Annotated in this window: 10 protein-coding genes; 8 read left to right on the top strand and 2 right to left on the bottom strand. The window is 69.2% G+C overall.

The features are described from left to right. Positions 1-103 precede the first annotated feature (103 nt). The 8 genes from QSK31_RS06980 (at position 104) to QSK31_RS06945 (ending at position 11,652) form a co-directional block, all read left to right on the top strand. A complete protein-coding gene (locus tag QSK31_RS06980; protein WP_285682071.1) occupies positions 104-1,444 on the top strand; it encodes a ferredoxin reductase family protein in 1,341 nt (446 codons plus the stop codon). Positions 1,445-1,573: 129 nt separating this feature from the next. Further along, complete coding sequence (locus QSK31_RS06975; RefSeq protein WP_285682070.1) at positions 1,574-3,079, top strand: GMC family oxidoreductase; 1,506 nt, start codon at positions 1,574-1,576, stop codon at positions 3,077-3,079. Continuing rightward, a complete protein-coding gene (locus QSK31_RS06970; protein WP_502872915.1) occupies positions 3,072-4,145 on the top strand; it encodes a quaternary amine ABC transporter ATP-binding protein in 1,074 nt (357 codons plus the stop codon). The genes QSK31_RS06975 and QSK31_RS06970 overlap by 8 nt, the downstream gene beginning before the upstream one ends. A gap of 5 nt (positions 4,146-4,150) precedes the next feature. Continuing rightward, entirely contained in the window at positions 4,151-6,082 is a 1,932-nt protein-coding gene (locus QSK31_RS06965; RefSeq protein ID WP_285682680.1) for an ABC transporter permease, read from the top strand. After that, positions 6,079-7,038 carry an ABC transporter substrate-binding protein gene (locus tag QSK31_RS06960; RefSeq protein WP_285682067.1) on the top strand — a complete coding sequence of 320 codons (960 nt, stop codon included), beginning with the start codon at positions 6,079-6,081 and terminating at the stop codon, positions 7,036-7,038. The genes QSK31_RS06965 and QSK31_RS06960 overlap by 4 nt, the downstream gene beginning before the upstream one ends. Then, on the top strand, positions 6,987-9,395 hold the full coding sequence (locus QSK31_RS06955; protein ID WP_285682065.1) for a GcvT family protein: 2,409 nt from the start codon (positions 6,987-6,989) through the stop codon (positions 9,393-9,395). Before QSK31_RS06960 ends, QSK31_RS06955 begins: the two co-directional genes overlap by 52 nt. Positions 9,396-9,406: 11 nt before the next feature. Next, the gene (solA, locus tag QSK31_RS06950; RefSeq protein ID WP_285682064.1) at positions 9,407-10,540 is read left to right on the top strand and encodes an N-methyl-L-tryptophan oxidase; all 1,134 of its coding nucleotides are present in this window, start codon (positions 9,407-9,409) and stop codon (positions 10,538-10,540) included. Positions 10,541-10,545: 5 nt separating this feature from the next. Next, positions 10,546-11,652 (top strand): aromatic ring-hydroxylating oxygenase subunit alpha, encoded by a 1,107-nt coding sequence (locus QSK31_RS06945; RefSeq protein ID WP_285682062.1) that lies wholly within the window; start codon positions 10,546-10,548, stop codon positions 11,650-11,652. Between the two features lie 9 nt (positions 11,653-11,661). Here QSK31_RS06945 and QSK31_RS06940 read toward each other — a convergent pair whose 3' ends face one another. Both QSK31_RS06940 and QSK31_RS06935 read right to left on the bottom strand, forming a co-directional pair. Beyond that, positions 11,662-11,982 carry a hypothetical protein gene (locus QSK31_RS06940; protein WP_285682061.1) on the bottom strand — a complete coding sequence of 107 codons (321 nt, stop codon included), beginning with the start codon at positions 11,980-11,982 and terminating at the stop codon, positions 11,662-11,664. Then, the coding region (locus tag QSK31_RS06935; RefSeq protein WP_285682059.1) for a hypothetical protein at positions 11,979-13,138 on the bottom strand (1,160 nt) is incomplete at its 5' end. The genes QSK31_RS06935 and QSK31_RS06940, both read right to left, overlap by 4 nt.

The raw sequence follows: 13,138 nt of genomic DNA, 5'->3' as shown, positions 1-13,138 counted from the left end.
GTCGCGCGTCAAGGCGGCACGGAGTCGGTTTCAAGTCACTATGAACCGAGGTCCGGCATCTACGTGTACTAGATGGCAACCACCACGTGCACAGGAGACGACGATGACGGCCACCAGTCAAGCACCCGCCCGATCCGCCGTGCACCCTGCGACGGCCGCCCGTTTCGTGCTCTTCGCCGCGCTCGGCCTCAACCTGCTCTTCGTCTGGTATTCATTCTTCACGTCCGATACGCCGGAGAAGAACACCCTGATCACGATAGGGAAGTTCATCGGCCTGCACCTGGCGCTGGTGATGATCTTCCAGCTCGTGCTGATCTCCCGGCTGCCCTGGCTGGACCGCCGGCTCGGCATGGACCGGCTGACCACCATGCACCGCTGGGTCGGCTTCACGATCTTCTGGACGCTGCTCGCGCACATGACCTTCATCGTGCTCGGCTTCGCCCGGCTCGACGGCAACTCACCTCCCGTCCAGGTGATCAGCCTGGCCGGCTCGTTCCCGGTGCTGCTCGGCATGATCGCTTTTCTCATCATCGGTCTGGTCGCGGTCACGTCCGCGCGTTATGCCCGCCGCCGCCTTTCTTACGAAGCGTGGCACGCTATTCACTTTCTGCTTTATCTGGTCATCGTTCTGGCGCTCATTCATCAATTGTTCGAGGTCACCACGTTCACCGCCTCGTCGTGGTCCAGGCGGTACTGGTTCCTGCTCTGGACCCTCGCCCTGGCCGCGCTGGTGGCCGGCCGCGTGGTGATCCCGGTCTGGCGCAACGCCCGGCACCAGTTCCGGGTGGCGGCCGTGGTGCCCGAGTCGGACGACGTGGTCTCCGTGCACGTCACCGGCAAGCACCTGGACAAGCTGCCGGCCCGGGCCGGTCAGTTCATGCTGTGGCGCTTCCCCGGGCACAACCCCTGGTGGCAGGTCAACCCGTGGTCGCTGTCCGCGGCGCCGACCGGCACGTCGCTGCGCCTGACCGCCAAGGCGGTCGGGAAGACCTCCGCCGGGTTGCGTGACCTGGCGGTGGGCAGCCGGGTGTTCATCGAGGGGCCGTACGGCGCGCTGACCGGACTGCAGCGCACCCGGCCGGCCAGCCTGCTGATCGCCGGCGGCATCGGCATCACCCCGGTCCGGGCGCTGCTGGAGGACCTGTCCGGCCCGGTCACCGTGCTCTACCGGGTGCCGAGCATGCGCAACGCGGTGCTGTTCAGCGAGCTCGAGCAGCTGGCCCGGATGCGCGAGGCGACGCTGCACGTCCTGCCCGGCCGCACCGGCGAGGGCAACACGCCCTTCGCACCGGCGAACCTCCAGGCGCTGGTCCCCGACATCACCGGCCGCGACATCTACATCTGCGGTCCCGAGGCGATGACCGTGGCGGTCCTCAAAGCACTGAACGAGCTGGGCGTGCCGCGCAATCAGATCCACGCCGAACGGTTCCGCCTGGCCGGCTGACTCGAAGGCCGGCCGGGTAACCCGAACGTTGTAACAACTCCCGAGGATTTGTTGCACTGCGGTAAAAGTATCTGTGATTCATTGACCACAGTCCGTGCACCATCTTAAGTGATCTCCGTATCACGGAAGGTGGACGCACTGAGCACTCTCGAGTACGACGTCGTCGTCGTCGGCGGTGGCACGGCCGGAGCCGTCGTCGCCTCACGACTGTCCGCGGATCCGCAGGTCAGGGTGTGTCTGATCGAGGGTGGACCGTCGGATGTGGGCGACGACCGGGTGCTGCGGCTGCGGAACTGGATCAACCTGCTCGAGTCCGAGTTCGACTATGACTACGGCACGGTCCCCCAGCCGCGGGGCAACTCGCACATCCGGCACTCGCGGGCCAAGGTGCTCGGCGGCTGCTCGTCGCACAACACGATGATCAGCCTGCTGCCACCGCCGGAGGACTTCGCCGACTGGGTGGCCGCGGGCGCCGCCGGCTGGGCGTACCCGGAAATGCTGCCCTATTGGCACCGCCTGGCCGTGAACATCGTGCCGGTGGCGGAGCGCAACGCGCTCGCCGTGGACTTCGTCGAGGCGGCGCACAAGGCGCTGGACGTGCCGGTGATCGCCGACCTGAACGCGGCGCCGTTCCCGGACGGGACCGGCTTCTTCCCGGTCGGCTACCACCCGGCGACCGGCGTCCGCTCGTCGTCCTCGGTGGCCTACCTGCACCCGCACCTGGACCGTCCGAATCTGACCATCCTCACCGGCACCTGGGCGTCCCGGCTCGAGACCACCGGCGACAAGGTCACCGGCGTCCGCACCGACAAGGGCGTGATCCAGGGCCGGGAGTACGTGCTGAGCGCCGGCGCGATCGACACCCCGCGCCTGCTGCTGCTCTCCGGCATCGGCCCGGCGGACGACCTGCGACAGATCGGCATCACCGTCCGGCAGGACCTGCCCGGCGTCGGCGAGCACCTGCTGGACCACCCCGAGTCGCTGATCCTCTGGGAGGCGAGCCGCCCGGTGCCGGCGGAGTCCGCGATGGACGCCGACGTCGGCCTCTTCGTGCGCCGCGACACCGGCGACCCCCGCCCGGACCTGATGTTCCACCTCTACCAGATCCCGTTCACCGTGCACACCGAACGCCTCGGCTACGACGTCCCGGCGCACGGCTTCGGCATGACCCCGAACATCCCGCGCCCGCGCAGCACCGGCCGTTTGTCGCTGGTCGACGCGAACCCGGCCACCAAGCCCGCGCTTGACTTCCGCTACTTCACCGACCCGGACGGCTACGACGAGCGGACCATCGTCGACGGCCTCCGGATCGCCCGTGAGGTGGCCGCCACCGAGCCGTTCGCCTCGTGGATCAAGCGCGAGATCGCCCCCGGCCCGGATCTTCAGACCGATCAGGAGCTTTCCGCGTACGGACGGGCCGTGCACCACACGGTCTACCACCCCGCCGGGACGTGCCGGATGGGCGCCGCCGACGATCCGCTGGCCGTGGTGGACCCGCGGCTGCGACTGCGCGGCTTCTCCAACGTCCGGATCGCGGACGCCTCCGTGCTGCCCACCATGACCTCGGTGAACCCGGTGGTGACGGTGCTCATGATCGGCGAGAAGGCCGCCGACCTGATCGCCGAAGATCTCTGACCCGAAGGCTCTGACCCCTGAAGGACGTGCCGTGACTCCCACCATCAAGGTCGATCACCTGTGGAAGGTGTTCGGCCTCAAGCCCGAGCGGGTGCCCGGCACCGAGCTCGGCCGGCTGCCCCGCGCCGAGTTGCGCGCGCGGACCGGCTGCACCGCCGCCGTGCGCGACGTCAGCTTCGAGGTCGCGCCCGGCGAGGTCTTCGTCGTCATGGGTCTGTCCGGCAGCGGCAAGTCCACGCTGGTCCGCTGCCTGACCCGGCTGATCGAGCCGACCAGCGGCGAGGTGTCGATCGACGGCGAGAACGTGCGCACGATGGGCCCGAAACGGCTGCGCGAGCTGCGCCGGCACCAGGTGGCGATGGTGTTCCAGCACTTCGGCCTGCTGCCGCACCGGCAGGTGGTGGACAACGTGGCGTACGGGCTGGAGATCCAGGGCCTGACCAAGGCGAAACGGCGCGAGCGGGCCGCCGAGGTGCTCGACCTGGTCGGGCTGGGCGGGCACGAGCACCAGTACCCGGATCAGCTCTCCGGCGGCATGCAGCAGCGGGTCGGGCTGGCCCGCGCGCTCGCCACCGACCCGGCGGTGCTGCTGTTCGACGAGCCGTTCAGCGCGCTGGACCCGCTGATCCGCCGGGACATGCAGGCCGAGGTCCGCCGGTTGCACGCCGAGGTCGGCAAGACGCTGGTCTTCATCACCCACGACCTGGCCGAGGCGCTCAGCCTGGGCGACCGGATCGCGGTCATGCGCGACGGCGACGTGGTGCAGGTGGGCACGCCGGAGGAACTGGTCGGCAGCCCGGCCGACGACTACGTGGCCGACTTCGTCCGCGAGGTGCCGCGGGCCGACGTGCTGACGCTGCGCCGGATCGTCCGGGACGCGACGGACGGCGAGGAGACCGAGGACAAGCCGCTGCCCGCCGGGACGGTCATCCGCGACGCGGTGTCCCGGGTGCTCGGCGCGGGCCGCCCGATCGCCGTCGTGGACGGTGACGAGCGAATCGGCGTGGTCGACGCCGCTCAGCTGGTGCCGGCGCTGATCGGCCACCGTCCCCAGGTGCACGCGTGACCGTGATGGAAACCGACGAGCGACCGGAGACCGTGGTCGTGCCGGACGATCCGGCCGGCGTCGCCCGGGCGAGGCGACGGCCGGGACGGCGTACCCTCACCGCGGTTTTGGTCCTGGCTTTGGCCGTCGCCTATCTGGTCTACCGGACCGACGCGGCGGCCGACTCCGAGGACGCGTGGGCGTTCCGGTTCCTGACCGACGTGCGCAACTGGGTGGACACCAACCGGGACACCAGCCCGATCTTCCTGTACGGCCTGAACTACGTGCGGCTCGCCGTGGTGGTGCTGGTCGGCGCGATGCAGAGCGCCCTGTACGGCCTGGGCGCGCTCGGCCTGATCGCGGTCGTCGGCGCCATCGCGCTGGTGCTGGCCGGCTGGCGGACGGCGCTGCTCGCGGTCGGCGGCTTCGTCGGGCTGGGCCTGCTCGGCCTCTGGCAGGAGAGCGTCGACACGCTGGTGCTGACGCTGTCCGCGGTGGTGCTGGCGGTGCTGATCGGCGTACCCGCCGGGGTGCTCGCCGCCCGGGTGAAGTGGGTCGGCGCGACGCTGCGGCCGGTGCTGGACGTGATGCAGATCCTGCCCACGTTCGCCTACCTCGCCCCGATGACGCTGCTCTTCCTGATCGGCGAGCCGGCCGCGATCATCGCCACGCTGATCTACGCCGTGCCGGCCACCATCCGGATCACCCAGCTGGGCATCGCCGAGGTGTCGGCGACGACCGTCGAGGCGGCCACCGCGCTCGGCTCGACCCGCTGGCAGGTGCTGCGCAAGGTACGGCTGCCGATGGCCCGGCCCACGATCGTGCTGGCGGTCAACCAGACGATCATGATGGCCCTGTCCATGGTGGTGGTGACCGCGCTGATCGACGCGCCCGGTCTCGGCCTGAACATCATCTTCGCGCTCGAACGGGTGAACGTCGGCGCCGCGTTCGACGCCGGCCTCGCGATCGTCGTACTGGCCATCGTGCTGGACCGGGTGACCACCAAGGCGTCGCTGCGCCCGGCCGGTGACCGTGTCCGCCGGGTCTGGCTGATCGTGCTGGCCGCCGTCATCGTGGCCGCGGCGGTCATCCCGTTCAGCCGGGACTTCCCCGGCGACTGGCGGTTCTCCTTCGCCCAGCCGGTGAACGACGCCACCGGATGGGCCGAGGTGCACTGGTACGACGTCACCGAGGCCATCAAGAACACGATCACGGCCGTCCTGCTGAACCCGCTGGAGACGCTGCTGACCACGACGCCGTGGTGGCTGCTGGTCGCCGCGGTACTGGTCTTCGGGACGCTGGCCGGTGGCTGGCGCACGGCGGTGATCGCGGCGCTGGCCACGGCCGGGCTGTCCGGGCTGGGCCTGTGGCAGCACTCCATGCAGACGCTGGCCACCGTCCTCGTCGCGACCGTGATGACGATGCTGATCGGCGTACTCCTCGGGGTGTTCTCGGCCCGGCACGACCGCTTCGCCGGCGGCCTGCGACCCGTGCTCGACGCCGCGCAGACCATGCCGTCGTTCGTCTACCTGTTGCCCGCGGTCGCGTTCTTCGGCGCCTCGCGCTTCACCGCGATCGTCGCCGCGGTCATCTACGCGGTGCCGCCGGTGGTGCGACTCGTCGAACGCGGCATCCGCGACGTGCCCGCGACCGTGGTGGAGGCGGCCCGGTCGGCCGGTTCCACCCCGCGGCAGCTCCTCTGGAAAGTGCAGCTCCCGATGGCACGCGGCGGCCTGATGCTCGCCACCAACCAGGGCATCGTGATGGTGCTCGCGATGGTCGTGGTGGGCGGACTGGTCGGCGCGGGCGCATTGGGTTACGACGTGGTGGCCGGCTTCGCGCAGCGCGAGGACTTCGGCAAGGGTTTGGCCGCCGGCCTCGCGATCGTCCTGCTGGGCATCCTCCTCGACCGGCTCACGCAGGGTTTCTCCCAACGGAAGAAGGTTTTTCGGTCATGAAGATCAGGATCCTTGCCGCCGCCCTCACGGCGGCAAGTCTCGCCCTCGCCACCGGTTGCGGTGGCGCGAAGTCGGACGCGGGGGCGGCGCCCGACACCAAGGGCGAGAAGGGCACCGTGAAGATCGCGATCAACCCCTGGGTGGGGTACGAGGCGAACGCCGCGGTGATCGCTCACCTCCTCGAGAAGGAGCTGGGCTACAAGGTGGAGAAGAAGACCCTCAAGGAGGAGATCTCCTGGCAGGGCTTCGAGACCGGTGAGGTCGACGTCGTCGTGGAGAACTGGGGTCACGACGACCTGAAGAAGACCTACATCGAGGAGAAGAAGGTGGCGGTCGAGGTCGGCCCCACCGGCAACAGCGGCACCATCGGCTGGTACGTGCCGCAGTGGATGGCCGACCAGTACCCGGACATCACCGACGGCAAGAACCTCAACAAGTACGCGAACCTCTTCAAGACCTCGGAGTCCGGCGGCAAGGGTCAGCTGCTGGACGGTGACCCGTCGTTCGTCACCAACGACGCGGCGCTGGTCGCCAACCTGAAGCTCAACTACAAGGTGGTCTACTCCGGCAGCGAGGCCGCGATCATCAAGGCCGCGCAGCAGGCGACCGCGCAGAAGAAGCCGCTGCTGTTCTACTTCTACGAGCCGCAGTGGCTGTTCGCCAAGGAGAAGTACGCGCGGGTGAAGCTCCCGGCCTACACCGCGGGGTGCGACGCCGACCCGAAGAAGGTCGCCTGTGACTACCCGGACTACAAGCTGGACAAGATCGCCAGCAAGAAGTTCGCGGACACCGGCGGCGACGCGTACACCCTGGTCAAGAACTTCTCCTGGTCGAACGACGACCAGAACAAGGTTTCCGACTACATCACCAATCAGGGCATGACTCCGGAGAAGGCGGCGGAGAAATGGGTGACCGAGAACGAGGCGACCTGGAAGCCGTGGGTGCCCGCAAAGTAGTCATCATCGGGGCGGGGATCGTCGGTTGCGCGCTGGCCGACGAACTCACCCTGCGCGGTCTGACCGACGTGACCGTGCTCGAGCAGGGCCCGCTCTTCGCGACGGGTGGCTCCAGCTCACACGCGCCGGGCCTGGTCTTCCAGACCAACCCGTCGCGGACCATGTCCCGGCTCGCTCAATACACCGTGGACAAGTACGTCGAACTGGGCTGCTTCGACCAGGTCGGCAGCCTGGAGGTGGCGACCACGCCGGCCCGGCTCGCCGAGCTGCACCGGCGGCACGGCTTCGCACGATCGTGGGGCATCTCGTCCGGGTTGCTCGGCCCGGACGAGTGCCGCTCGCTGTATCCGCTGCTCGGGGACTCGGTCCTCGGCGGTCTGCACGTTCCGGGGGACGGCCTTGCTCGGGCCGTCCCCGCCGGGGAAGCACAGGCGCTGCGGGCCCAGTCTCGCGGCGCGGTGTTCCGCCCGTTCGAGAAGGTCGTCGAGATCGTCGTCGACGGCGGCCGCGTGACCGGCGTCCGGACTGCTTCGGGGTCCTACCCCGCGGACGTCGTCGTCTCCTGCGCCGGCTTCTGGGGGCCGTCGGTCGGCGCGCTCGCCGGCGTGCGGATCCCGCTGCTGCCGATGGCCCATCAGTACGCGCACACCGAGGCTGTCGGTTCGGCCCCTTCGGTGATCCTGCGCCACCAGGACCAGGATCTCTATTTCCGTTCCTACCCGGACGGACACCTCGGCGTCGGGTCGTACCTGCACCCGCCGATGCCCATCGACGTGACCGCCATCGAGGACTCGACGCTCGGCTTCACCCCGCCCGACTTCGAGGAGTCCTGGGCCGCCGCGCGGGATCTGCTGCCCGCACTGCGGGACTCGTCGGTCGCGTCCGGCTTCAACGGGGTGTTCTCGTTCACCGCGGACGGGTTCCCGCTGCTCGGCGAGTCGCCGGTGGTGCGCGGGTTCTGGTCGGCCGAGGCGGTGTGGGTGACGCACTCGGCCGGCGTGGGGCGCGCGGTCGCCGAATGGATCGTGGACGGACGGCCGTCGCTCGACCTGCACGAGTGCGACCTCAACCGGTTCCACGAGTCGCAGCTCTCCCCCGCCTACGTGCACGAGCGGTCGGTGCGCGCGTTCGTCGAGGTCTACGACATCATCCACCCGCTGGATCCGCCGTCGGTGCGCGATGTCCGGGTCAGCGCCTTCCACCCGCGGCAGGTCGAGCTGGGCGCGGTCTTCGGCGAGGGCGCCGGGTGGGAGAGACCACTCTGGTACGAGTCGAACGCCACCCCCGCGGGTGATACGTATGTGTGCTCAGAGCAAAGGGGCCTCGAGCGGGACTCCTGGTCGGCTCGGCACTGGTCGCCGATCGCGGCCACCGAGGCCCGGGTCACCCGGGAGCGGGTCGCGCTCTACGACATGACGCCGCTGATGCGCCTCGAGATCGTCGGGCCGGTGTCGTTCCTGCAAGGGCTCACCACGAACAACGTCGACAAGCCGGTCGGCACGGTCGTCTACACGCTGCTGCTGGACCAGGCCGGCGGGATCCTCTCCGACATCACGGTCGCGCGGCTGGCCGAGGATCGGTTCCAGGTCGGCGTGAACGGGATGCTCGACCTGCACTGGTTCCGGCGGCACGCGCCGGACGGCGTGCGGATCAGGGACATCACCGGCGGGACGTGCGGGCTCGGCGTGTGGGGGCCGCTGGCCCGGGAACTGGTCGCGCCGCTGACCGACATCGACGTGTCGCACCGGGCGTTCGGCTACTTCAAGGCGCGGCAGGGGCACATCGGGACGGTTCCGGTGACGATGCTGCGGGTGTCGTACGTCGGCGAGCTGGGCTGGGAGGTCTACGCGAGCGCGGACCAGGGGCTCAAGCTCTGGGACACGCTGTGGGCCGCCGGGCGGGACCTCGGGATCATCGCCGGCGGGCGGGCCGCGTTCAACAGCCTGCGCCTGGAGAAGGGCTACCGGCTCTGGGGCACCGACATGACCCCCGAGGACGACCCGTACCAGAGCGGTCTGGGCTTCGCCGTGCGGCTCGACGCCGGTGACTTCGTCGGCCTGTCCACGCTGCGCGACAAGGCGGAACCGGACCGGAAGCTGACCTGCCTCGTGCTCGAGGACGAGGGCTGCGTCCCGATGGGCAAAGAACCGATTCTTGTTTCCGGGACCACGGTTGGATTTGTAACGAGCGCCGCATACGGTCACACCATCGGGTCACCGATCGCCTACGGATGGTTGCCGGTATCGGCGGCTACGCCCGGGACGGTCGTACAAATCGGATATTTTGATCGTCTGCTCTCCGCCACCGTCGCCGAGGAGCCCCTGGTCGACCCGACGATGGAACGGATCCGGCGTTAGGGAGGTCGCGCGTGGCGGCTTATGACGTGATCGTGGTCGGGCTCGGCGGCATGGGGAGCGCGACCGCCTACCACCTGGCCGCCCGGGGGCACCGGGTGCTGGGGCTGGAGAAGTTCGGGCCGGCCCACGATCAGGGCGCCAGCCACGGCGGGTCGCGGATCACCCGGCAGTCGTACTTCGAGGGGCCGGACTACGTGCCGCTGCTGCTGCGGGCGTACGAGCTGTGGGACAAGCTGGCGCGGGACTCGGGGCGGGAGGTCATCCGGCGTACCGGCGGGGTGATGTGCGGGCTGCCGACCAGCCGGACCGTCTCGGGCAGCCTGGCCAGCGCCCGGCAGTGGGGCCTGCCGCACGAGATGCTGTCGGCGGCCGACCTGCGCAAACGCTTCCCCACCCTGAGCCCGCTGCCCGACGAGGTGGCGCTCTTCGAGGACAACGCCGGATTCGTACGGCCCGAGGAAACCGTCTCGGCGCACCTGTCGCTGGCCACCGCCGCGGGCGCCGACCTGCGCTTCGAAACACCGATGATCAGCTGGTCGTCGTCGGGATCGGGCGTCACCGTCGAGACCGCGGCCGGGTCCTTCACCGCCGGCCAGCTGGTCATCACCCCCGGGCCGTGGGCGCCGCAGCTGCTCACCGACCTGGGCGTGCCGTTCACCGTCGAGCGGCAGATCCAGCACTGGTTCCAGCCGCGCGGCGGGACCGGGCCGTTCGAGGACCACCCGATCTACATCTGGGAGTCGGCCGACGGCACCCAGGTGTACGGCTTCCCGGCCATCGACGGGCCGGACGGCGGCGCCAAGATCGCGTTCTTCCGGCGCGGCAACGAGACGACGCCCGAGAGTATCGACCGCGAGGTGCACCCGGCCGAGATCGAGGACATGGCCGCCGCTGCCGCCAGCCACCTGCCCGACCTGCCCGGCACCTTCCTGCGGGCGAAGACCTGCCTCTACAGCAACACGCCGGACGAGCACTTCGTCATCGCCCGGCACCCCGCCCACGAGGCGGTCACCGTCGCGTGCGGCTTCTCCGGACACGGCTTCAAGTTCGTACCGGTGGTCGGCGAGGTCGTCGCGGACCTGGCCACCACCGGCACGACCCGGCACCCGATCGACCTGTTCGACCCGCACCGCTTTCGGAGGTGACCCCCATGATCACGCCTTCGCTGGTACCCACCCTTCCCGGCCACTACTACACCGATCCCGGCCTCTTCGCTCTCGAGCAGGAGCGCGTCCTCGAACAGATGTGGTTCTGCGCGATCCGCTCCTCCGACATCGACACCCCCGGCAAGTTCCGGACCGCGCAGGTCGGCCGGGAGAGCATCCTGATCACCCGCTCGTCGTCCGGCGCCGCCCGCGCCTTCCTCAACGTCTGCCGGCATCGCGGCGCCCAGCTCTGCGCCGAGCCCGCCGGCGCCGTCAAGCGCACGTTCCGCTGCATGTACCACGCCTGGGCGTACGACCTGGACGGCAAGCTCGTCGCCGCCCCAAACCTGGTGAAGATGCCGGACATCGACCGCGTCGAGTACGGCCTGAGCCCCGTGCACGTCCGCGAGTGGCTCGGCTACGTCTGGGTGACGCTCGCCGGCGACCCGCCCTCGTTCGAGGACGACGTGATGGGCGCCTGCGTGGAACGCCTCGGCGACCTCGAGTCGATCGACCGTTACCGGCTGGACGAGCTGACCGTCGGCCGCCGCATCCGCTACGACGTGGCCGCCAACTGGAAGCTCATCATCGAGAACTTCATGGAGTGCTACCACTGCTCGACCATCCACCCCGAGCTGACGCACGTCCTGCCGGAGTTCGCCGGAGGGTACGCCGCGCAGTACTACGTCGGCCACGGCGCCGAGTTCGGCCCGTCCATCGAGGGCTTCACGGTCGACGGCCGCGCCGGCGTCACCTCGATCGACACCATCACCGAAGACCAGGACCGCCGCTACTACGCCATCACGATCAAGCCGCAGGTCTTCATCAACCTGGTCCCCGACCACGTCATCTTCCACCGCATGTACCCGCTGGCCGCCGACCGCACGATCGTCGAGTGCGACTGGCTCTTCCGGCCCGACGTGGTCTCCGCCGGCGCCGACCTGGACGCCTCGGTGGAGCTCTTCGACCGGGTCAACCGGCAGGACTTCGAGGCCTGCGAACGCTGCCAGCCCGGCATGGCCTCCCGCAGCTACCGCGCCGGCGGCGTGCTGGTGCCCAGCGAACACCACATCGGCGCCTTCCACGACTGGGTCAAGGAGAAGATCGCCTAGGACGTTGTCCTAGCCCAGGGTGTCCCAGTCGACAGCGACGTCGAACGCGTTCCCGTCGTAGACCCGCTCCAGGAACTCGCGGGCCTCCTCGTCGCTCAGGACGTCACGGCCCGCCGAGCGGAACACCAGTTGCTGAAGCGTGCCCTCGGGCAGGTCGGCGGCGAGGACCCGCTCGAACGCCTGGGCGTTGCGCCACCGCTCCTGGCGGTCCGCGCTCTCCCCTCGCAAGGCGTTCGTGGTGCCGCGGTCCTCGAACTCCTCGTCCCGGTAGAAACTCTCCAGGAAGGCTCGGACCCGGCTCAGGGCATCGGCGGTGGGCTCGTCGGTCATTCGAAGTAGGCCGTTTCGATCATGAAGTGGCGTTGCACGCTGTCGGACACCACAAGACGCAGGACCAGGGTGGACAGCGGGCGCGCGATGGGCACCACGAGGTTAGCCGGGTCGAGCTCGTAGCCGGCGCCGAGGCCGGGCGGCGACGGATGAGTGATCGCCTTCTGGGCCCCGTTGGGTTTGCTGCTGCCGTCCGGAGCGGTGAACCCCGCGTCGATGGCGGCCTGGTTGGCGGTCAACGCGGCCTTGATGATGGTCTCCATCATCTTGTTGTCGGTGAAGTGCGTGACCTCCTTGCTGACCATGTGCGGCAGCGACTTGGCCCACTTGTCGAGCGCGGCGAACACCTCGTCACGGCTGGTCTCGTCGATCGCCTGATACTGGCCGATCAACGCCTGCGCCTCGGCGATCCGCTCCTGCATCCTGGTGATCTTGGCGGCGCGCTGCGGGTTGGCGGCGAGCGCCTGAAGACCGGTCAGATCACGGGTCAGGTTGGTGACCAGTTCCTGCTGCTTGGTCACCTTCTCGGTCCGTACGGTCCGGAACATCTGCAGCGCGTCGAGCAGCCGCTGCTTGAGCATCGCATCGGTGACCGCCTCACCGTGCTTCGTGATCAGGTGAATGGTCTTCGGCTTGGCCGCGGTGAGGATCGTGTGCCCCTCATGGGCCGCCAACCCTCCCGGCGCATGGCTGAACGACGACCCGGACGCCGGCGGACCGGTCCTCGTGGTCGGCGGGCTGGCCACATACCGGTACTCCCAGGCATCCCCGGAGCGGCGTGCGCTCAACTCCTTGAAGATCGGGTGGGCGGCCTTCACCTTCTTGGTGTCGGCGTTGATCTGCCGGTCGGTGGCACCGCCGGCGCGGTACTTGTCGGTCAGGCCGTCCAGAGCCTTGAGCCCGGCGGCCAGCTGGGTCTTGTACTGCTCCGGAGTCTGCGGCGGAGCCTTCTTGCCGTCCTTGCTGTTCTTGCCTTTGGGCTTGATCTTGGCCCAGATTTTCTTGCCGAGTCCGACGATCTTTCCGACCACCCAGTCGACGGCCTTCATCACCGGCTTCGACAGCGCCTGGAAGAACGACTTCACCTTGGTGGCGATGCCGCCGATGCCGAGGATGGCGGCGAGCGCGCCGATGAGGACGGGGATGGATTTGGCGA

Origin of the sequence: Actinoplanes sp. NBRC 103695 (genome assembly GCF_030269485.1) — a bacterium.
Taxonomy (GTDB): domain Bacteria; phylum Actinomycetota; class Actinomycetes; order Mycobacteriales; family Micromonosporaceae; genus Actinoplanes.
Note: the sequence above shows the minus strand (reverse complement) of the source record. Positions and strands in the feature narration are given on the sequence as shown.

Bases quoted from the DNA above. Each gene is read 5' to 3' on its own strand.
- QSK31_RS06980 (WP_285682071.1), top strand. From the start codon at position 104: ATGACGGCCACCAGTCAAGCACCCGCCCGATCCGCCGTGCACCCTGCG.
- QSK31_RS06965 (WP_285682680.1), top strand. From the start codon at position 4,151: ATGGAAACCGACGAGCGACCGGAGACCGTGGTCGTGCCGGACGATCCG.
- QSK31_RS06960 (WP_285682067.1), top strand. From the start codon at position 6,079: ATGAAGATCAGGATCCTTGCCGCCGCCCTCACGGCGGCAAGTCTCGCC.
- QSK31_RS06955 (WP_285682065.1), top strand. From the start codon at position 6,987: ATGGGTGACCGAGAACGAGGCGACCTGGAAGCCGTGGGTGCCCGCAAA.
- QSK31_RS06945 (WP_285682062.1), top strand. From the start codon at position 10,546: ATGATCACGCCTTCGCTGGTACCCACCCTTCCCGGCCACTACTACACC.
- QSK31_RS06940 (WP_285682061.1), bottom strand. From the start codon at position 11,982: ATGACCGACGAGCCCACCGCCGATGCCCTGAGCCGGGTCCGAGCCTTC.